The following is an 18,270-nucleotide window of genomic DNA, read 5'->3' on the forward strand; positions in this document are numbered from 1 at the left end:
GATTCACGCAGTGTTTAATCGCTCCATGCCAGCGCGTCGCTGGGCAGGAGCGAAGATGGTCACCAATCCCACCGAACACGCAGCTGTCGTAGCCGCACATGCAAGCCGCGCCGCGCTGACTATCGACCGCGGCCCGGTCAGCCTGCGCAAGCTGTACTTGCCTGACGTCTTCGCGTCGCAGGCCGCCTACGACCTTGCGTCCAATCTAGCCCGCAAGGCCAACCGCGACTTCGGCGCCGCGCTGCACCTCTGCGCCCTCGCCCGCATGGACCTCCATGAGCGCGTCGAGCGCGTCGTGATCCGCGGCGGCCTGCTGCACATCGGCGCACCCGGGCTCTGCGCATGAACGCCGTAGCAGACGTGATCGTGGCCGGCTTGATCGGCCTGGGCCTGGCTGCGAGCCTGTGCACCTGGTGGGCGGCATGAGCCATTCAGTATTGGCGGTCGCGCTCTTCGTAATGCACCGTCATCGCAATGCGACGGCGGTCGGCTTGGTTGAGGATGTTGAAGTGGCGCATACGGATGGGCTTGCCGAAGAGCTCCGCATCTACTGGACCGTGCATCAGCAAGGTGCTGAGGGTGTGGATGCAGTCCTCTGTGCCGAAGATCTGAACGTTCATCACACCAGGCTCGTCTACCGCCGCAGCGATCCGGAAGAATCCTTCGACGCAATGAAACCCGGGCACCTCCAGGGTGACGTACATCGAGGGACCACCTTTTCCTGCAGCGCATTGGACGGCTTCAGGATGACCGGGGTGCGTGGCCAGAGCCGTCCTCTGCGGGGCCGTCAGGACGTGGGAGGACGGGCCGACCTCACCCGGTTTTGCATAACGCAAAAGCAACGGAGTAGCGGGTCGCAATTCCAGGCGAGGCTGGGGAAAGTCGCCGGCATGAGTGGCACGCGGGAACATATGCCATGTCAGGACGCACTCGAACCGTCCGGGATCCTGAGCGCAGTCCGAACGACCATCGGACACTTGCGCTTCCGCCACGCTATTGCCGCACCCCCCTTGTATTCGGGCCGGGAAAAAATTCTCATGGCCGAAATGGCCAACCCCACGATCAAGCAGCATGCTGGACCAGATCCAAACCGACTATGAGACTACGGTTTTTTTGGTCTGCTCAGTACATCCTGGTAAGCCTTGGCTTCATCACTTCCGCGGACTTCATTCAGCGGCGTGAATCTGATCAGCTCGTCGGGATGCGGACGGTGGCTTCTGACCATCAGCAACTGGCGCGCAAGAAAAATGTTGCTCATCGACTTCTCGTACTCGGCGATGAACAACGGTTCCGCCTGCCCTTCTGGCGACAGCTTCTGGTAGGCGGCGCGAAACCGGTCCGCGCACTGCAGCACCTGTTCCGCCCAATACTCTTGAGACCGCTTGGCGCCAGCAAGCAGTTCGTCTTTGGCCGCTATTGCACTCTTGAGTGCTTGAACCAATTCCGCAGAGTCCGAGCGCGTGCGAACCTCCTCAAGTTCACGCCTAGCGGCCAAAACGCTCCGTTCCATGTCGGATTGGCGCATGCGCTCACTATCCAACAGAGCTCGCAACTTCAGTACTTCGGACTGCAGCTCGCTCGAGCGTTTCGCTTCGGCATCCATAGCTTTCGACGTTGCTTCAAGCCGCTCGCGAATGTGTTCGCGTTCAATTTCCAATTGAACACGCAGCCTGCGATTTCTTTCGGACTCCTCTTCCAACTCGCTGGCGTCGTGAAGCCGGGCAACTATTTCCGCATTGACGCTTTTGGAAGTAGCCGCCGCTGCGTCACCGAGTCGCGCGTGCAGCTCCTTGGGGAGACGCAGCGTGATGCGCGTGTAGCGGTCTTCTTCTTCCATGCACCAAATTTACATGAAAACCGTGCCAATCCTTGACACGACTTCTATGCTTCACATACATTTGAGTGACACCATGAATACGCCAAAAAGTGACATTGATTTCGTGCGAATCACCTTTAGGGTGCCGTGCCACTTGCTCAACCACCTGAAAAAGCACGCCACTCGAAACTTTCGATCGGTCAACAACGAAATGGTGCACCGCTTGGAATCGACACGTAAGCGGGACATGAATCCGACAACTGAGGAAGGACAGCAACCGTGAGCAAGTCGATGACCGTCAAGCCGGTTCAGGTTCGCATGAGACCGGAACTGCATAGCTGGCTCCACCGACAAGGGCAAGAACAGGACCGATCGGTGAACTGGATCATCAATGACGTGCTCGACCGTGCTCGACGATCCGAACAAGACCGCTCGCGAGTTATTCCTCAAGTTACCCACAACACTTAGTTCGAAACACACAGACGATCTACCACTTATACACAGGTTGTCCTGCGCTTGTCCCATGACGCTAGGCCAAGGTGCGTCTACATTGCGTCACCGTGCCATCGCCCACCGAAAGGAACTCCGAGTGAACAGCATTACCCCCTTCAAATTCGACGGCGCCAGCGTGCGCGTGATCGACATCGACGGCGAGCCGCACTTCGTCGGCAAGGACGTGGCCGAGGCACTTGGCTACGGAGACCCCACGACGGCAATTCGGTCGCACTGCAAGGGGGTGCAAAAGCTGCACCCCCTTCAAACGGCAGGCGGTCGACAGGACGTGCGCGTGCTGGCAGAGCCCGACGTGCTCCGCCTGATCGTTGCCAGCAACCTTCCAGCCGCAGAACGCTTCGAGCGCTGGGTGTTCGAGGAAGTGTTGCCCTCGATCCGTAGGACCGGCGGCTACACAGTTCCGTCACGGACCCCGCAATTGCCGGCCACCGTCAGCGCCATGTTGGCCATCAACAAGGCCATCTCCAAGATTCCCGGCGTGAACGCGGGCATCGCAATGTCGCTGACTCTCGACGCCATTGAACGCCACACCGGCCTGCCGACAACCGGCCTGCGCCTGGCACTGCCCGGCGCCAAGGTGGATGACGCGAAGAAGCTGAACGCTACGCAGGTCGGCGAGATGCTGAACCCGCAGAAGAGCGGCCGCGCCGTCAACACTGCGCTCCAAGTGCTTGAGCTGCAGGCGAAGGACGAGCGCGAGGGCTGGATCTTGACGGACGCCGGCACCAAGCACGGCGAGATGGTGCCCTTCACGCGCCATGGCCACAGTGGCTATCAGCCCCTCTGGCGCGAGTCGGTGTTGGCAGTCCTGCAAGCCCACTACGACACAAGCACCAACGTGGTGACGCTGGTAGGTGCACCGGCATGACATGCGTCGTCCACATCAACGGCCCGCCGCGAAGACGGAAGACCAATGTAGGTGAGGCCTGGGCAGGTGAGAGCGCCCAGACCTCGATGAAGTCCCCCAGCGATCAAACCGAAAGGATTCACCCGTGAATCATGCCATGGAGGCGCCTGGGTGCGCCAGAACTGAGGAAATGACCAGCGGCCGCCATGCGGTTGCTGCCGTCGAAGTCGACCACGCCGCGCGCAATGCCCTGCTCAAGATCGCGGGCCTGGCCTGCGATCTGCAAAACTTGCTCGACATCTGGGCCTCGGCCGAGTTTGAGGACTACCAGCGAGACGCAGCCGCCAGCGCATCGAGGGGCTTGGCCACTTTGATCGGCGCCATCACTGCAACGGTCGGCAGCGACCCGCCCGTCCCGGCCGGCGTGAGCATGTGGCTGTTGGGAGGCCAAGCATGAGCACCGCCACCGTTGAGACGCCGTGGCACGCCGATCTCTCTGAAGATCAGGACAACGCGCGCAAGCTGGCCCACGCCAGCGTCTGCGACATCGAGCACCTGTGCGCCGACTTGCTCGAGCGCGCCAACGACCGGCTGGGCAGCGAAGAGCTCTCAGACAGCGCTTGGTGTGCGCGCATCCGCATGTTCGCCACGCGGATCAAGGATCTGAACTCCTTGGTGATGTCGCACCTCGACGAAGACAGCGTGCAGCTGCGCGAGGCGCACCGCATGGTCTATGGCCGGTTTCCACATGAAGGAGAAGCGCTGTGAGCACCGCCACCTTCACGATGGAGCGGCCCGCCCAGGCTCCGGTCGCACCTGCAGCCGACGACCTGAACGCGCGCCGGGCGCTTGCCTTCGACGCCAACTTCGAACTGGAATCACTGGCCGAGGCGGCCCGGGAACTGCTCGAGGCAGAACGAAGCGAAGGCACGATCAAGTACAGCGGCATCTTGGCCCGGATCGTGACCCTCAACGAGATAGTCTTCTTCGCCATGCGGTTGCACGGCGAGCCCGATGCCGACAACGCCTGGGGTGACCGCGACAAGCTGGACTTCCTCCGTCGCATCTTCGAAGGGAAGCTGCCATGAGCATCGCGACCATTGACAAGCCGCGCGCCGTCCGCAAGGCCCGCGCGAAGGCGCCGGGTGTTGGCCAAGCGAAGCTGACGCAGCTGTCCGACATCCTCTGGCAGGCCTCGCAATGGGATGGAGACCTTTCGTCCGGCTACTCCCTCCGGCTGCTTCGCATCGCGTCCGAGATGGCGCTGGACGACGCGAAGAACTTCGACGCGCTTCGGCCTGACAACCAAGTCGACAAGGCGTTTGACCTTGCGGCTCTCGTCTCGTCCGCTCGGCGCGTGCCGAAGGACCAGCCCATGCCCTCAGGACTTGCGGCGCTGATCGCCAGCGCGCACACGGTGCTGAACGACCTCACGGACTGCGAAGATTGCTTCGATGACGGCGAGGAAAGGGCGGCCGTCGAGCCGGCGCCGATGCTCAACGGCTACACGCCGATGCAGCTGATGGAAATCCTGGATCACATCGCATGCAGCACGGAAGCAGCCGCCGAGATCCTGATGGATGTCGAGGGCCACATCGGGGGCGAAGCGTGGACGCCATCGCAGTGCAAGACGACTCTGCACGTAGCCGCCCAGGCCGTGCGCATGGTGGGGGCCATGGCCGACCAAGCCAGCGGCACGCACCTCATCGGTGGCCCGATTGAGTGGTCGATTGGCGACCGGGATCTGAAGGGGAATCACCATGCATGAACGCGTAGAAGTCGCGCCTGGCGTGTTCCGCCGAGTGCAGCAGCGTCGCGCCGTCTACAGCGGCGACGCAGACGATCTGCAGGCTGCAGGTCTGCTCACGCAGGACATGCTGCCTGGCCATGGTGGCAATCCGCGTGGCATGTGCAGCTACCTGCCCGATGGGACGCGGATCAAGCGCGGTGCGATCAGCCAGACCAAGCCTGGGCACACACGCATCGTGCAGATCAGGGGCAAGGGCAGCACGTTCTTCGAGGTCTGGGTGCTGCTCAGTTCCCAGCGAGTCGAAGCTGTTGAGGCCGAACGGGCCAGCGAGTTCTACAAGCCCTCGCTCGGCGCCGACGCCATCTTTGCTGGACGGCAGTCCGCCCTCGAAGGAGTCGCGGCATGATGTACCGCCCCAACCCTGAGAGCTTGGCAGCAAAGGTCTGCTGCTGGTTTGCAACGCACCCCGAAAGCACCCTGAGCCTGGCCGACATCGTTGAGCGGTTCGTCGTGCCAGGCGACAGCCGCAACGTGCCCGCCCAGTTGGTCTTGGCCATGGACTACGACCTCATCGCCTTCAGCGGCGACGACAAGCTGTTCCGCAAGGGCCCAGCAGACTTGCCTAGCTGCGCCCTGCCCCATGACGACAACAAGGATCGCGATGACGAAGCGCCTGTGGACAAAGGAGGACGAGGCCCAGCTGCGCGCCCTGTACCCGGTGACGAGCGTGCAACAGATCTCGCAGCTGACAGGCCGCAACGGGCCGGCGATCTACAAGCGAGCGCACGAGCTGGGGCTGAAGAAGCTTCACCATCCGGCGCGCAACTGGAGGCCCATCGGGTCGGAGCGGTTGGACCGCGGCATCTTGATCCGGAAAGTGACGGACACCGGCAACCCGAAGAAGGACTGGCGGCGGGTGGATGTGATCGAGTGGGAAGCGATCCACGGGCCAGTTCCGCCGGGCTACACGTTGATGCTCAAGGACTGCAACGGGCCGAGGACCGTGGAGAACCTGGCGCTGTTCACGAAGCAGGAGCACTTCGCACGAACGAGCGTCCGCAACCTTCCGCCCGAGGTGGCCGCGCTGTATCAGCTCAAGGGGCAGATCACTCGAGCAGTCAGGCAGCGGATGGAGAAGGAGCAGCAAGCCCCATCGCCGCCATCCGGCGACACCTGATGGCCACGCTGGCGGACCTGCGTGACCGCGAGAACCCCATGCCCATCGACCGCGCGAGGGCCGTTGCGGAAGTGGCCACGGTGCTGATCAACAGCGCCAAGGTTGAGGTGGAGTACCTGAAGGTGACGAAGCGCAAGACCGGCGAGTTCTTCCGGCCCGGCAAGGCAATCGAACCGGGGCGCGGCGATGCATGATCACGTCCCGTTGGGCACCGGCTTTCGCAATGCGTACTCAGCCTGCGCGGCCGACGCCTTAGTTCAAACCAAGTCGGCGTTCGATCTCAGCCTTCGCACGGCGAACAGCGTCGGCGAGCGCAGCGTCACGCGTCGCAAACGATTCGTCCGAGTTGAAGCGAATGCAGTCTGCGCCGGCAACTGGCGTATAGATGGCGCAGTTGCAACGAAAGCCACCGCGCTCACAGAGTACGGGAGTTGCAACGACGCGGTAGCCGCTGTGTTTGCCACTGCTGTAGCCACTGTCGCTCTGAGGCATCTGACTTCTCCAAGTGCCGACGGCGGGCGGAGTATGGCCGTCTGGGCTACACATCCTGCAAGCAGATGTATCCGCTCCTGCGCACCCGCGTCCAAGTCACGGCGCAAATCAGTCGGAGCGGGTGCCTCGCTGATCAACATCCTCTCTTTGAACGAACGGGCTGAGATGGCCTCTGGCGCGCAAGCCAAGCGCCGCTGCGTGGACGTGGCGCCAGCAGCGCCTATAGGCTGCGATCGCTTGCTCCTCACCGTATACGGCTTCGTCGGCGAGAACCGCAAGAGCATCCAGCGTGACCGCCCCTACGTGGACGTCGGCATCGGCAACGTACTCGAACACCACTCGCCGGGGGTTCATTCGGTATTGAGCTTCAAAGTCCATGGCGCATTCTCTAGGAGCCCAGTGACGGCCCCGGAGATCCCACAGCCCATGCGTAATGGGCTGCTAACCCGGGCTACTTGCGCTCAGCGTCTGCAAGCCATAGAGCCTTCGATCGATCATCCGCTTTGCCAGGGCGACGCCGTGGCTCAGAGCCAACTCTACCGACGTGAACGTGTGGTTCGAGTCGCAGCGGAAGGTGTCCCTCATCTGATCTGGAGGACCGACAACGCAGTTGCATCGGAACCCGCCTCGTCCGCTCGCGCCAGCGGTCACAACGATGTGAAAACCTCGGTGGAGCTCGCTGAGCTGATGCGACTCGATTCGATCGGTCAAGGAGACGCTCCAAGTTGGAGCCCGATACTACCCCCCGTGCAGATGTCGCATGGGCCAGTACTTCAGGAGCGCCGTCCGCGCCCCCTGACCGTTAGCTTTTGTCTGTGGGCAATCAGCTCCCGAGCCTCCGTGCGTGTACGACGCGCCTGCTCCGAAAGCCATCCGGCAGTCCAAGCCACATCGGCAAGCTTTGCGGTAACGCTTGCGTGCTGTGCGGCAGCGTACGGGTTTGCGTGCAGAGTTTCTCCCCGCAGAAATGCCATGCGGCCCTGCCGGCTGATCTCATCGACGCTGAAGGACATGCCACATGCCGGCAATACGCGTGCCGTGGGGCCCGTGGCTGCAGCCCCAAAGGAGTTCGGGTCGTGACTGTTGCAACCCTGATCTCCGACACCGGCCGGCCGGACCTGACCGACCAGCAGGTGGACGCGATCTGCGACGGGTTGACCCAGAACGCCGCGAAGGTGCGCTATCTGCGCGGCCTAGGCCTGCGCGTCGATCGCCGCCCGAATGGCCGGCCCCTGGTCGCGCGCGCCGACTGGGAGCGGGTCTACTCCAAGCGCCAGCAAGCCGACGAAGCACCCGATGGGGCGCGGGATGCTGACCTACCCGCCAATGGCCCGCGCTGGCGAACCGCCATGCCTGCATAGCGATGGGACGAACACGAGACCGCGCGTCGGCCGCAGGCCTGCTACCGCGCATGGAGGCCAGGCCCTGGAGCGACGGCAAAAAGATCACCTACCGCTATCACCCGGTGGGCGGCAAGCCGATCAACCTGGGCACTGACAAGGCGGCCGCGCTGCGCAAGGTCCTGGACCTCAACGGTAAGGCGCCAGCCGACGAGAAAGGAACGCTACGCTGGGTCTGGGCCAAGTTCAAGGACGCCCCGCGCTGGAAGAAGCTCAGCGACGGCACCAGGGCCGACTACGAAGGCGCCTGGAAACAGATCGATGAGCGCCTGGGCCACATGCACATGGGCGAGATCACGACGTTCGTCGTGGCGCAGTACGTGCACATCGAGCGCGCGGAGTCGCCGCGGCGGGCCGACATCGAGAAAAGCCTGCTGTCGCGGCTGTTTGGCCACGGCATCAAGCTGGGCGTGTGTGCGATCAACGCAACAATCGGCGTGGAGCCGCACGGCAGCGAGCCGCGCACGGAGGCGCCCGATCCGGTGCTGCTCGAGCGTTTCCTGGGCTGGCTGGCCAAGCAAACCGAGCAGCGCCAGGTCATCGGCATGGCAGCGGAGTACGCCAGCCTAGCCGGCAATCGGCAGGTGGAGTTTCTGCCGCTGAGCTGGCCGCAGGTGGACCGGGCGGCCGGCGAGATCCGCGTGTTCCGGGCCAAGCAGCGCGGCAAGAAGCGCGAGCGCATCGTGGAGGTGATTCAGATCACGCCGGCCATGGAGGCCCTGCTGGACCGCCTGCAGGCCGTGCAGAAGGAGCGCGGGAAGGATTGCCTCTACGTGTTCCCGACGCGCGACAACAACGCCTACACGGCGCGCGGCTTCAAGACGCTATGGCAGCGCTCTGTGATGAAGGCGATCGAGGACAACGTGATCACGGCCGAGGACCGGTTCACATTCCACGACCTGCGGGCCTACTACGCCACGGTGCACAAGCAGGTGCATGGCGCCCTGCCGGACATGCACACCAACCCGGCCACGACGGCCAAGGTCTACGACCGGAACAAGGAGGTCAGGCGTCGGGCGCTGTAGCCCTCACCGGTACTCTAGCTTGAACCGCCAGTGCCCCATGGTCAGTTCAAGCTGATTCAGAACATCTCGCCCGATGAGCCCCTCGATCGAGCTGTTGAAGAACGGCCTAGCCAGCACCTGCAGGGCAGGTACTGCAAATGGTGCCTCTCCTGGCGTGCGGATCTCAAACGCGATGTCGTGCGCTGAGCAGGTTGTTGGATCGATGTGTGTAGTCGAGCCAACAATATCTCTGGACCCGCTTTGCGGAATGCCAAGAGTCCGCATGAGTTGCTCGCTCACCATGGTCGTGTCGGCGCCGGTGTCAATGAGGAACGGCACCCTTTGGAAGGGCGCCGGCTCAAATCCCAACTGGTGCATCACCCGACGCCGAGGCTCGCTGACGCCTACGAAGACGTCGAGGATCGGTCCACTCTCGGCGTAGTTCCCCCTCAGGGTCGGCACGGGCCGAGGTCGCGCGTGAAATGTGCCACGTCTTGATCCACGGCCACCTTCTTGACGAAGAACTGGTCGAGGCCAAACGTCTGGTAGGCCCACTCGAGCGCCGCAGCGTACGTAGGCGAATAGTGCATCGTCTGGTCACCCTTGATCACGACGTATTCGCCGTCGTGGCGGTCCAGCATGCCTGGTAACTGTGCGCGGTAGGTTCGAAGTTCCTGTTGCAGTTCAACCATAGCGGTTGACCGGGTTGCCGTTGCTCATAAGGTTCTCCTTGTTATGAACCGGCTATCCCCACAGTTGTCCACAGCCGGTTTACGAAGGTTAACCGCGAGCAGCGCCGCTAGCCAATTGATTTTTTTTAACAAAACCTGCAGGCGAATTCCCACGGTGGGAACAAAAACAAAAAGGCGCTACAGCATTGATAGCTGTAGCGCCTTGAATTACGTGGGGTGACTGATGGGGCTCGAACCCACGACAACCAGAATCACAATCTGGGACTCTACCAACTGAGCTACAGCCACCACGAAAGCTCATGAGTATAACCCAGCTTTGGAGCTCACTGCGCCGGCAGGCCCGCAGGTGCCGCAACTTCCATGCGGACCTTGAGGCGCTCCTTGAGCAGGTTGTAGTAAGCGACGGTCTCCGCGGCCGCCCAGGCCTGGGCGTACTGCTGGCGGATCTGCTGCTCCGCCTCGGCCGGCAGGGCGCGCGGTGGTGCGATCTTGTCGACGCGGACCACGGCATAGCCCTGCTCGGCCAGGTCGACGCCCAGCAGTGTCGGCAAGGCCGCGGGATCGGCACGCAGTGCGGCATCGATGAGCTTCGCCGGGAACTGGTGCGTGTCGTCACGCGCGATGGTCACGGCCGCTGGGAGCTTGGCCTGCGCGCCCTGCGTCTTCCACTCGGCCAGTTGCGACTCGCCCTTCTGCTTGGCCAGTTCGGCCGCGCGCTGCGCGGTCCAGCGCGCCCTGACCTGGTCCCGCACCTCGGCCAGTGTCTGCGTGCGCGCCGGGCTGTGCTCGACCACGCGTGCGGACACCAGCTGGTTCGTGCCGACTTCGACAGCTTCCGTGTTGCGCTTTTGTTGCGTGGCATCGGCCGAGAACACTGCCTCGAGCAGGCGGGCATTGGCCAGCGGGCCCGTGGCACCGGCTGGCGGCACGGGCGAGACGGTGGCGGTCTGGATCTGCAGCTTGAGCTTGTCGGCCACGGGCTTCAGGCTGTCGGACTGCTCGTAGACGGAGTTCGTGAAGGTCTCCGCAGCTTCGGCGAACTGGCGTTGTGCCTGCTGGGTGCGCAATTCGGCCTCCAGCTGCGTGCGCATCTCGGCAAAGCTCGGCACCTTGGGGGCGCGGATGTCGGTCAGCTGGATCACGTGGAAACCGAAATCGGACTCCACCACATCGCTGATGTCGCCCTTCTTGCCGAGGCCGAAGATCGCATCGGCGATGGGCTTGTCGATCGCGCTGCGGGCCAGGTAGTCCAGATCACCGCCGCTGGCCGCGGAGCCCGCGTCATCGGAGTTCTTGCGCGCCACATCGGCAAAGGTGGCCGGGCTCTTGCGCACATCCGCCAGGAGTTGCTCGGCACGGGCCTTGGCCTTGGCACGCTCTTCGGCCGAGGCGCCTTTGGGTGCATTCACCAGGATGTGGCTGGCGCGGCGCTCTTCCTTGCCGGCCAGTTGCGCATTGTTCTGCGCGTAGAAGGTCTTGAGATCGTCTTCGTTGACGGTGGTGTTCTTCTTCACGGCGTCCAGGTCCAGCACCACGTACTCGATCTTTGCCTGCTCCGGCGCCTGGAACTGCGCCACATGGTCCTTGTACCAAGCCTCCAGTTCGGCGTCGGTCGGTTTCAGGCCAGCGCTGAAGTCGCCCGCCGCGAACTGCGCCACCTGCACTTCACGCCGTTGGAGGAAGGCCCCGAAAGTGGCGTCCGCCGCGGCGGCCACACCGAACGCCGATTCACCCACGCCGGCCATGACTTGGCGGGTGGAAATCTGGCGGCGCGCGTTGGCCTCGAACATCTCGGGCGTCATGCCCTGCGCGCCCACCAGCAGGCGGTAGCGCTCCACGTCCAGGCTGCCGTCCGGCTTGCGCAGACTGGCGATGGCCGGGTCTTCCTGCAGCGCGCGCGCCAGCCGGCCATCGGTCGTCACGAGATGGGCTTCGTCGGCCGCAACGGCCAGCACGCGGTCGCGCACCAGGCGCTCCAGCGTGGCGTACTTGGCTTCGGGCGAATCCAGGAGGCGAGGATCCAGGGTGGGCGTCTGCGCCAACATGCGCTGCACCTCGTTGCGGTGCGCGTTGTCCCACTCGATCTGCTTGATCTCCGAGCCGGCCACGCGTGCCACCACATGGCCGCCTTCGTTCATCCGCGTATAGCCTTCCAACCCGAAGAACACGAACGACGGGATGATCAGAAGGAACAGCAGTCCCATCATGATCTTGGTGTGCTGGCGGACGAAATCGAACATGAAAATGGTCTCGCAGAAATACGAAAGGCGAACGGATCGTTCGCCTTGGCCGGAGTGGGTGGTGGGTGCTGACGGTCTCGAACCGCCGACCTACGCCTTGTAAGGGCGCCGCTCTACCAACTGAGCTAAGCACCCCACTGCAATCGGATCAGTTCAAGGCGTCTTTCAACGCCTTGCCCGGACGGAACTTGGGAACCTTGGCAGCCTTGATTTTAATCGCCGCGCCGGTGCGGGGATTGCGGCCGGTGCGGGCTGCGCGCTTGCCGACGGCGAAGGTACCAAAGCCCACCAACGACACCGTGCCGCCTTTTTTCAAGGTCTTCTTGACCGCCTCGATCGTTGACTCCAGGGCGCGCGTAGCGGCAGCTTTGGAGATGTCGGCGTTGTTGGCGATGTGTTCGATGAGTTCAGTCTTGTTCACGAAGTGCCCCTCACTTGGGTTGTGTGGTCGGATTCGACACGAAGTTTCCACGGCCCGCACGAGAAGCGGCGCGCATCAGGCGAAGGGAGTGGACACGAATTGTTGCGGCGTCAAAGCCCGCCGCTACCGCCTCTCAACGGGCATGCAGGGCATGGCCTCTCAGGCGGCGCGGACGCGGATTCTAGACGCATTTGCAGGGCTGCCAAGGCAGCTTGCGCAAGGTGCATCGACCATCTTTTCGGTGGTCTCAGAGAGCCTGTGCAATGGCCTTGCCCAGGTCCGAGGTCGAGGCCTTGCCGCCGATGTCGGGGGTGCGCGGCGCCCCGCTGCCGGGCTGCAGCGCGGTCTCGATCGCCTTGAGCACGGCGTCGTGCGCGTCCTTGTGGCCCAGGAATTCCAGCATCATCGCGCCGCACCAGATCTGGCCGATCGGGTTGGCGACCCCCTTGCCCGCGATGTCGGGCGCCGAGCCGTGCACTGGCTCGAACAGCGAGGGCGTGGTGCGCTCCGGGTTCAGGTTGGCGCTGGGCGCGATGCCGATGGTGCCGGTGCACGCCGGGCCCAGATCGGACAGGATGTCGCCGAACAGGTTGGAGGCCACGACCACGTCGAAGAAGTCTGGCCGCTGCACGAAGTGTGCGGTCAGGATGTCGATGTGGAACTTGTCGAGCCGGATCTCGGGATAGGCCTTGGCCATGGCCGCCACGCGCTCGTCCCAGTACGGCATGGTGATCGCGATGCCATTGGATTTGGTGGCGCTGGTCAAGTGCTTCTTCGGCCGCGACTGCGCGAGCTCGAACGCGAACTTCAGCACGCGGTCCACGCCGTGGCGCGACATCACGGTCTCCTGCATCACGATTTCGCGCGGCGTGCCCTCGTACATGCGCCCGCCGATCGAGGAGTACTCGCCTTCGGTGTTCTCGCGCACGATGTACATGTCGATCTCGCCGGGCGCGCGGGCGCTGCCGTCGCGCCGTACCACGGGCGCCACGATGCCGGGCATCAGGCGCGCAGGACGCAGGTTGATGTACTGGTCGAACTCGCGGCGGAATAGCAGCAGAGAGCCCCACAGCGACACATGGTCGGCGATCTTCTCGGGCCAGCCCACCGCGCCGAAGTAGATCGCGTCGTGGCCGCCGATCTGCTCCTTCCAGTCGTCGGGCAGCATCTTGCCGTGCTTCTCGCAGTAGTCCCAGCTGGAGAAATCGAAGTGGTCGAACTGCAGGTCGATGTTGAAGCGGCTGGCGGCTGCCTCCATCACGCGCAGGCCCTCGGGCATGACTTCCTTGCCGATGCCGTCGCCGGCGATCACGGCGATGCGTTTCTTGCTCATGGTGTGCTCCTTTTGGTGGTGGCCGGCGGGCGCACGACCAGCGCCACGCCGAAGGCCGTCAACGCCGTGCCGGCCAGGGTGAAAACGGTGATGGGCTCGCCAAACAACGCCCACGCCATCAGGGCGGTGGTCGGCGGCACCAGGTACAGCAGGCTGGTCACGGCCGTGGCCGCGCCACGCTGGATCATGAGGTACAGCAGCGAACTGCCGCCCAGCGTGAGCACCAGCACCGACCAGGCCATGGCACCGATGAAATCGGCATTCAAGCGGATGGCTTCGGTCTCCAGCAAAAGCGCCAACGGCAGCGTGACCAGCAGCGCCGCCAGGTTCTGCACACAGTTGGCAGTGGGCACGGCACAGGGCTGCAGGTAGCGCTTTTGGTAGAGCGTGCCGATGGTGATGCTGGCCAGTGCGAGCAAGGCCAGCACGAGGTTCTGCGCATCGACCTCGCCATGCCCCAGCTTGTGCCAGACCACCAGCGCCAGCCCGCCGAAGCCCAGCGCCAGACCGGCCCATTGCCGGCCCGCGACCTGGCCGCCTCGCGAAGCGACCCACACCGCCGTCAGCACGGGCTGCAGGCCCACCAGCAAGGCCACCAGGCCAGCCCCCATGCCGAGCTTGACGGCGGCCCATACGCCCCCCAGGTAGCCCGCGTGCATGAACACACCCGTCACGGCCAGATGCCGCCACTGCCTGCCGCCGACCGGCCAGGCCGAGCGTGCCACGCGTGCCCAGGCACCGAAGCACAGCAATGCCAGCGCAAAGCGCAGGGCGAGGAACTTGAGCGGCGGCGACTGCGGCATGCCGTAACGCGCGACGATGAAACCGGTGCTCCAGATCAGCACGAACACCACCGGCATGGACCGCACCCAGCCGCTGGACAGGCTCATTGGGCGCGGGCCCGGATCTCCGGGATGGCCTTCTGCAGGTAATAGACCATGGACCAGACCGTCAGCACGGCGGCGATCCAGATCAGCACGATGCCCCACAGTGCGGTGTCGATGAAACCGAACAGCCAGCCGTCGTAGAGCAGGAAGGGAATGGCCACCATCTGCACCGTGGTCTTGAGCTTGCCGATCATGTGCACGGCCACGCTGCGCGATGCGCCGATCTGCGCCATCCATTCGCGCAGCGCCGAAATGGCGATCTCGCGGCCGATGATGATCAGCGCCACGAACACGTCGGCCCGGTTCAGGTGCACCAGCACCAGCAGGCTCGCGCAGACGAGGAACTTGTCCGCCACAGGATCGAGGAAGGCGCCGAAGGCCGAGGTCTGGTTGAGCCTGCGCGCGAGATAGCCGTCCAGCCAGTCGGTGGCGGCGAACACCACGAACAGCACGGTCGCGATCAGGTTGCAGGTGGCCACCGGCAACGGCAGGTAGAACACCCCCACGATGATCGGGATCGCGACGATGCGCGTCCACGTCATGATGGTGGGAATCGTCCAGAACATGGCGGGCATTGTGGCATGCGACCGAACGCCTTTTTTGCGCCCGGCCATGGCGCCGGCCCGGGTCTCAGTGCAAGGCTTTGTAGATGCGCTCGGCCAGTTCGCGCGAGACACCCTCGACGGTGGCGATATCGTCCACGCTGGCCGCCGCCACGCCGCGCACGCCGCCGAAGCGCTGCAGCAGCCGGGCACGGCGCTTGGGGCCGATGCCAGGGATTTCCTCGATGCGGCTGCCGCCCGTGCGCACCTTGGCGCGCGCCGCACGCATGCCCGTGATCGCGAAGCGGTGCGCCTCGTCGCGGATCTGGGCCACCAGCATCAATGCGGCCGAGTCGCGCGCCAATTGCGCCTTGGGCCGGCCATCGGCGAACACCAGTTCTTCCAGGCCGACCTTGCGGCCTTCGCCCTTTTCCACGCCGACGATGAGCCCGATGTCCAGGCCCAGGTTCTGGAACACCTCGCGCGCCATCGACACCTGGCCGCGGCCGCCATCGACCAGCACGAGGTCGGGCATGCGGGCCTTGGATGGCGGCGGCGGTGCTTCCGCCTGCGGTCCGGCCTCGGTGGCCTCTGCGGCCTCTGCGGCCGCTTGCGCGATCGCCTGCGGCGAGAACTTGGCATAGCGCCGCGTCAGCACCTGGCGCATGGCGGCGTAGTCGTCGCCGCCCGTGATGCCTTCGATCTTGAAACGCCGGTACTCCGAGCTTTGCATCCTGTGCTGCTGGAACACCACGCACGAGGCCTGCGTGGCCTCGCCGGCCGTGTGCGAGATGTCGAAGCACTCGATGCGGAACTGCTCCAGCGCGTCCGGCGCGAGGTCCAGCGCCTCGACCAGCGCGCGCGTGCGCGCCTGTTGCGAGCCCTCCTCGGCCAGCAGCCGGGCCAGCTGCAACGCAGCGTTCTTCTCGGCCATCTCCAGCCACTGGCGGCGCTGCTCGCGCGGCTGGTGCTGGGAGGTCACACGCTGGCCGCTGTCGGCCGACAGGGCCGCGATGAGATCCTTGGACACGGCCTCGCTCGTGATCAGCAGCGGCGGCACGGGCACACCGGTGTAGTGCTGGGCGATGAAGGCCTCGAGCACCTGCACCTCCACCGGCACGGCCGCCTGGGCATCGCTCTCGGCCTCGGCCGCCTGCAGTGCCACGGCATCGTCCACATGGCTCGGGAAGTACGGCCGGTCGCCCAGGTGGCGGCCACCGCGCACCATGGCCAGGTTGACGCAGGCGCGCCCGCCCTGCACCTTGACGGCCAGGATGTCGGCGTCCTTGTCCGAGCCCGTGTCCACCGACTGCTGGTGCAGCACGCGCGAGAGCGCGCCCATCTGGTTGCGCAGCTCGGCGGCCTGCTCGAATTCCAGCTTCTCGGCGTGGGCCATCATGCGCTGCTCCAGGCCCTTGAGCACCAGCTGGGTCTCGCCGTCGAGGAAGCGTTCGGCGTTGCGCACGTCCTCTGCGTACTCGGCGGGCGCGATGTAGTGCACGCACGGACCCGAGCAGCGCTTGATCTGGTACAGCAGGCAGGGCCGCGTGCGGTTCATGAACACCGTGTCTTCGCAGGTGCGCAGGCGGAACACCTTCTGCAGCAGCAGGATGGACTCCTTGACAGCCCAGGCGTTCGGGAAGGGGCCGAAGTAGCGGTGCTTCTTGTCCACCGCGCCGCGGTAATAGGCCACGCGCGGAAAGTCGGATGGCGCCGTCTGTCGCGAGGTCGACAGCTCGGTCGGACCGGCCCCGGTGATCTTGAGGTAGGGGTAGCTCTTGTCGTCCCGGAACAGGATGTTGTACTTGGGACCAAGCGCCTTGATCAGGTTGTTCTCGAGCAGCAGCGCCTCGGCCTCGGAGCGCACCACCGTGGTCTCCATGCGCGCGATGCTGGCCACCATGTGGCCGATGCGCGTGCCACCGTGCGTCTTCTGGAAATAGCTGGAGACGCGCTTCTTGAGGTCTCGCGCCTTGCCGACATAGAGCAACTGGTCGGCGGCGTCGAAATAGCGGTACACGCCCGGCAGCGCGGGCAGCGCGGCGACCTGGGCGAGCAGTTCATCGGAATGCATGGCGCTATTGTGGCCATGGAAAGACATCATCCTCACGCTCGCCCCTTTGCCGGGTCAGCTGACCCGGCGAAGGGGCGCGAGCTTGCTTGGGGCGGCCCGGCGCTGCGCTCACTCCGCTTCGATGCGGGCGCTCTTGACCACCCCGGCCCAGCCAGCCAGGTCGGCCTTGACCTTGGCACCCAGCTGCGCCGGGTCCTGGTAGTCGGCCGTGGCGCCTTGCTCCTCGGCCTTCTTGCGGAACTCCGCGCTTTGCACCACGGTGCGCGCGTCGGCCGCAAGCTTGTCGACCACGGCCTTAGGCGTCGCGGCCGGCGCAAACAGCGCGAACCACGAGGTGGCGTCCACCTTGGGCAGACCGGCCTCGGCCGTGGTCGGCACGTCGGGCAGGCTGGGCAGGCGCTGCTTGCCGGTGACGGCCAGCACGCGCAGCTTGCCGGCCTGGATGTGCGGCATGAAGGGCGGTGCCGTGCCGAAGGTCAGGTCGACCTGGCCACCCAGCAGGTCTTGCAGGGCCGGGCCGGTGCCTTTGTAGGGCACGTGGACCATCTTGATGCCGCCCTGCTGCTCCAGCATGGCGCCTGTCACGTGCTGCAGCGAGCCGTTGCCCGAGGAGGCGTAGTTGAGCTTGCCGGGGTTGGCCTTGGCATAGGCGATCAGTTCGGCCAGCGTCTTCACGGGCAGGCCCTCGCGCACCACGATGATCTGCGGCGCCGAGATCACATTGGCCACCGGCTGGAAGTCGGCCTGCTCCCACTGGTGCGCCTTGGTCAGGTGGGGCGAGATGACGTGGTAGCCCGAGTACTGCATGAGCAGCGTGTAGCCGTCCGCCGGCGCGCGCTTGACGATGCCGGCCGCGATGGCGCCGTTGCCGCCGCCCTTGTTGTCCACGACGACGGACTGGCCCAGCACGGGCGTCAAGGCCTGCGCGAGCATGCGCGCCGACAGATCGGTCGTGCCGCCCGTGGCGGTTGGCACGACCATGGTGATGGGCTTTTGCGGGTAGGCCTGCGCGAGGGCTGCGCCCGAGATGGCGCTCAGCGCTGCCAGCGCGAGAAGGGACCGTCGAATGCGTTGCATGGGTT

24 protein-coding genes and 2 tRNA genes are annotated in these 18,270 nt (G+C 64.7%); 12 read left to right on the forward strand and 14 right to left on the reverse strand.

Annotated features, from left to right (window positions below):
- The first annotated feature begins 55 nt into the window (after positions 1-55).
- On the forward strand, positions 56-346 hold the full coding sequence (locus DES41_RS07345) for a hypothetical protein (protein ID WP_114467001.1): 291 nt from the start codon (positions 56-58) through the stop codon (positions 344-346).
- Positions 347-431: 85 nt separating this feature from the next.
- Here DES41_RS07345 and DES41_RS07350 read toward each other — a convergent pair whose 3' ends face one another.
- Together DES41_RS07350 and DES41_RS07355 are read right to left on the reverse strand one after the other, a co-directional pair.
- The gene (locus DES41_RS07350) at positions 432-704 is read right to left on the reverse strand and encodes a hypothetical protein (protein WP_114467002.1); all 273 of its coding nucleotides are present in this window, start codon (positions 702-704) and stop codon (positions 432-434) included.
- A 398-nt stretch (positions 705-1,102) separates the two neighbouring features.
- Entirely contained in the window at positions 1,103-1,837 is a 735-nt protein-coding gene (locus DES41_RS07355) for a toxin-antitoxin system HicB family antitoxin (protein ID WP_114467003.1), read from the reverse strand.
- A gap of 73 nt (positions 1,838-1,910) precedes the next feature.
- On the opposite strand from DES41_RS07355, the gene DES41_RS39800 reads away from it, so the two are divergent.
- From DES41_RS39800 to DES41_RS07400, 9 genes are all read left to right on the forward strand, one after another.
- Complete coding sequence (locus DES41_RS39800) at positions 1,911-2,099, forward strand: Arc family DNA-binding protein (protein WP_170168119.1); 189 nt, start codon at positions 1,911-1,913, stop codon at positions 2,097-2,099.
- Positions 2,100-2,405: 306 nt separating this feature from the next.
- On the forward strand, positions 2,406-3,197 hold the full coding sequence (locus DES41_RS07365) for a BRO-N domain-containing protein (RefSeq protein ID WP_211332928.1): 792 nt from the start codon (positions 2,406-2,408) through the stop codon (positions 3,195-3,197).
- Positions 3,198-3,366: 169 nt separating this feature from the next.
- Positions 3,367-3,633 (forward strand): hypothetical protein, encoded by a 267-nt coding sequence (locus tag DES41_RS07370; protein ID WP_114467006.1) that lies wholly within the window; start codon positions 3,367-3,369, stop codon positions 3,631-3,633.
- Entirely contained in the window at positions 3,630-3,944 is a 315-nt protein-coding gene (locus DES41_RS07375) for a hypothetical protein (protein WP_114467007.1), read from the forward strand. The genes DES41_RS07370 and DES41_RS07375 overlap by 4 nt, the downstream gene beginning before the upstream one ends.
- On the forward strand, positions 3,941-4,264 hold the full coding sequence (locus DES41_RS07380) for a hypothetical protein (RefSeq protein ID WP_114467008.1): 324 nt from the start codon (positions 3,941-3,943) through the stop codon (positions 4,262-4,264). The genes DES41_RS07375 and DES41_RS07380 overlap by 4 nt, the downstream gene beginning before the upstream one ends.
- Positions 4,261-4,944, forward strand: a complete 684-nt coding sequence (locus DES41_RS07385) for a hypothetical protein (protein ID WP_114467009.1) — start codon at positions 4,261-4,263, stop codon at positions 4,942-4,944. Before DES41_RS07380 ends, DES41_RS07385 begins: the two co-directional genes overlap by 4 nt.
- A complete protein-coding gene (locus DES41_RS07390; RefSeq protein WP_147282811.1) occupies positions 4,937-5,332 on the forward strand; it encodes a hypothetical protein in 396 nt (131 codons plus the stop codon). Before DES41_RS07385 ends, DES41_RS07390 begins: the two co-directional genes overlap by 8 nt.
- Before the next feature lie 255 nt (positions 5,333-5,587).
- Positions 5,588-6,103 (forward strand): HNH endonuclease family protein, encoded by a 516-nt coding sequence (locus tag DES41_RS07395; protein ID WP_147282812.1) that lies wholly within the window; start codon positions 5,588-5,590, stop codon positions 6,101-6,103.
- The gene (locus DES41_RS07400; RefSeq protein ID WP_114467012.1) at positions 6,103-6,297 is read left to right on the forward strand and encodes a hypothetical protein; all 195 of its coding nucleotides are present in this window, start codon (positions 6,103-6,105) and stop codon (positions 6,295-6,297) included. The genes DES41_RS07395 and DES41_RS07400 overlap by 1 nt, the downstream gene beginning before the upstream one ends.
- 406 nt (positions 6,298-6,703) lie before the next feature.
- Here DES41_RS07400 and DES41_RS07405 read toward each other — a convergent pair whose 3' ends face one another.
- Positions 6,704-6,973, reverse strand: a complete 270-nt coding sequence (locus tag DES41_RS07405) for a hypothetical protein (RefSeq protein ID WP_147282813.1) — start codon at positions 6,971-6,973, stop codon at positions 6,704-6,706.
- Positions 6,974-7,671: 698 nt separating this feature from the next.
- Here DES41_RS07405 and DES41_RS07410 point away from each other — a divergent pair.
- Both DES41_RS07410 and DES41_RS07415 read left to right on the forward strand, forming a co-directional pair.
- Positions 7,672-7,956, forward strand: coding sequence for a hypothetical protein (locus tag DES41_RS07410; protein WP_114467014.1), 285 nt, complete (start codon positions 7,672-7,674; stop codon positions 7,954-7,956).
- A gap of 2 nt (positions 7,957-7,958) precedes the next feature.
- Complete coding sequence (locus DES41_RS07415; protein ID WP_114467015.1) at positions 7,959-9,020, forward strand: site-specific integrase; 1,062 nt, start codon at positions 7,959-7,961, stop codon at positions 9,018-9,020.
- A 3-nt stretch (positions 9,021-9,023) separates the two neighbouring features.
- Here DES41_RS07415 and DES41_RS07420 read toward each other — a convergent pair whose 3' ends face one another.
- From DES41_RS07420 to DES41_RS07465, 11 genes are all read right to left on the reverse strand, one after another.
- Positions 9,024-9,554, reverse strand: a complete 531-nt coding sequence (locus DES41_RS07420; RefSeq protein WP_114467016.1) for an aspartyl protease family protein — start codon at positions 9,552-9,554, stop codon at positions 9,024-9,026.
- Positions 9,449-9,691 (reverse strand): hypothetical protein, encoded by a 243-nt coding sequence (locus DES41_RS38325; RefSeq protein ID WP_170168121.1) that lies wholly within the window; start codon positions 9,689-9,691, stop codon positions 9,449-9,451. Before DES41_RS38325 ends, DES41_RS07420 begins: the two co-directional genes overlap by 106 nt.
- 212 nt (positions 9,692-9,903) lie before the next feature.
- Positions 9,904-9,979 (reverse strand) — tRNA-His (locus DES41_RS07425).
- A gap of 35 nt (positions 9,980-10,014) precedes the next feature.
- Entirely contained in the window at positions 10,015-11,931 is a 1,917-nt protein-coding gene (locus DES41_RS07430; protein ID WP_114467017.1) for a SurA N-terminal domain-containing protein, read from the reverse strand.
- A 59-nt stretch (positions 11,932-11,990) separates the two neighbouring features.
- A tRNA-Val gene (locus tag DES41_RS07435) sits at positions 11,991-12,066 on the reverse strand.
- A gap of 13 nt (positions 12,067-12,079) precedes the next feature.
- Complete coding sequence (locus DES41_RS07440; protein ID WP_056672701.1) at positions 12,080-12,352, reverse strand: HU family DNA-binding protein; 273 nt, start codon at positions 12,350-12,352, stop codon at positions 12,080-12,082.
- Positions 12,353-12,599: 247 nt separating this feature from the next.
- The gene (locus DES41_RS07445) at positions 12,600-13,685 is read right to left on the reverse strand and encodes a tartrate dehydrogenase (RefSeq protein ID WP_114467018.1); all 1,086 of its coding nucleotides are present in this window, start codon (positions 13,683-13,685) and stop codon (positions 12,600-12,602) included.
- Positions 13,682-14,575 (reverse strand): DMT family transporter, encoded by an 894-nt coding sequence (locus tag DES41_RS07450; RefSeq protein WP_114467019.1) that lies wholly within the window; start codon positions 14,573-14,575, stop codon positions 13,682-13,684. Before DES41_RS07450 ends, DES41_RS07445 begins: the two co-directional genes overlap by 4 nt.
- Complete coding sequence (pgsA, locus tag DES41_RS07455) at positions 14,572-15,138, reverse strand: CDP-diacylglycerol--glycerol-3-phosphate 3-phosphatidyltransferase (protein ID WP_114467776.1); 567 nt, start codon at positions 15,136-15,138, stop codon at positions 14,572-14,574. Before pgsA ends, DES41_RS07450 begins: the two co-directional genes overlap by 4 nt.
- 64 nt (positions 15,139-15,202) lie before the next feature.
- Positions 15,203-17,188, reverse strand: a complete 1,986-nt coding sequence (gene uvrC / locus DES41_RS07460) for an excinuclease ABC subunit UvrC (protein ID WP_114467777.1) — start codon at positions 17,186-17,188, stop codon at positions 15,203-15,205.
- A gap of 108 nt (positions 17,189-17,296) precedes the next feature.
- Complete coding sequence (locus DES41_RS07465) at positions 17,297-18,265, reverse strand: Bug family tripartite tricarboxylate transporter substrate binding protein (protein ID WP_114467020.1); 969 nt, start codon at positions 18,263-18,265, stop codon at positions 17,297-17,299.
- Positions 18,266-18,270: the final 5 nt, after the last annotated feature.

The sequence above is a fragment of the Pseudorhodoferax soli genome (genome assembly GCF_003337555.1).
GTDB classification, from domain to species: domain Bacteria; phylum Pseudomonadota; class Gammaproteobacteria; order Burkholderiales; family Burkholderiaceae_C; genus Pseudorhodoferax; species Pseudorhodoferax soli.

Coding starts and splice junctions, on each gene's coding strand:
- uvrC (WP_114467777.1), bottom strand. CDS start 17,188: ATGCATTCCGATGAACTGCTCGCCCAGGTCGCCGCGCTGCCCGCGCTG.
- DES41_RS07430 (WP_114467017.1), bottom strand. CDS start 11,931: ATGTTCGATTTCGTCCGCCAGCACACCAAGATCATGATGGGACTGCTG.
- DES41_RS07415 (WP_114467015.1), top strand. CDS start 7,959: ATGGGACGAACACGAGACCGCGCGTCGGCCGCAGGCCTGCTACCGCGC.
- DES41_RS07375 (WP_114467007.1), top strand. CDS start 3,630: ATGAGCACCGCCACCGTTGAGACGCCGTGGCACGCCGATCTCTCTGAA.
- DES41_RS38325 (WP_170168121.1), bottom strand. CDS start 9,691: ATGGTTGAACTGCAACAGGAACTTCGAACCTACCGCGCACAGTTACCA.
- DES41_RS39800 (WP_170168119.1), top strand. CDS start 1,911: ATGAATACGCCAAAAAGTGACATTGATTTCGTGCGAATCACCTTTAGG.
- DES41_RS07385 (WP_114467009.1), top strand. CDS start 4,261: ATGAGCATCGCGACCATTGACAAGCCGCGCGCCGTCCGCAAGGCCCGC.
- DES41_RS07465 (WP_114467020.1), bottom strand. CDS start 18,265: ATGCAACGCATTCGACGGTCCCTTCTCGCGCTGGCAGCGCTGAGCGCC.
- DES41_RS07355 (WP_114467003.1), bottom strand. CDS start 1,837: ATGGAAGAAGAAGACCGCTACACGCGCATCACGCTGCGTCTCCCCAAG.
- DES41_RS07450 (WP_114467019.1), bottom strand. CDS start 14,575: ATGAGCCTGTCCAGCGGCTGGGTGCGGTCCATGCCGGTGGTGTTCGTG.
- DES41_RS07395 (WP_147282812.1), top strand. CDS start 5,588: ATGACGAAGCGCCTGTGGACAAAGGAGGACGAGGCCCAGCTGCGCGCC.
- DES41_RS07350 (WP_114467002.1), bottom strand. CDS start 704: ATGTACGTCACCCTGGAGGTGCCCGGGTTTCATTGCGTCGAAGGATTC.
- DES41_RS07390 (WP_147282811.1), top strand. CDS start 4,937: ATGCATGAACGCGTAGAAGTCGCGCCTGGCGTGTTCCGCCGAGTGCAG.
- DES41_RS07400 (WP_114467012.1), top strand. CDS start 6,103: ATGGCCACGCTGGCGGACCTGCGTGACCGCGAGAACCCCATGCCCATC.
- DES41_RS07445 (WP_114467018.1), bottom strand. CDS start 13,685: ATGAGCAAGAAACGCATCGCCGTGATCGCCGGCGACGGCATCGGCAAG.
- DES41_RS07345 (WP_114467001.1), top strand. CDS start 56: ATGGTCACCAATCCCACCGAACACGCAGCTGTCGTAGCCGCACATGCA.
- pgsA (WP_114467776.1), bottom strand. CDS start 15,138: ATGTTCTGGACGATTCCCACCATCATGACGTGGACGCGCATCGTCGCG.
- DES41_RS07405 (WP_147282813.1), bottom strand. CDS start 6,973: ATGGACTTTGAAGCTCAATACCGAATGAACCCCCGGCGAGTGGTGTTC.
- DES41_RS07370 (WP_114467006.1), top strand. CDS start 3,367: ATGACCAGCGGCCGCCATGCGGTTGCTGCCGTCGAAGTCGACCACGCC.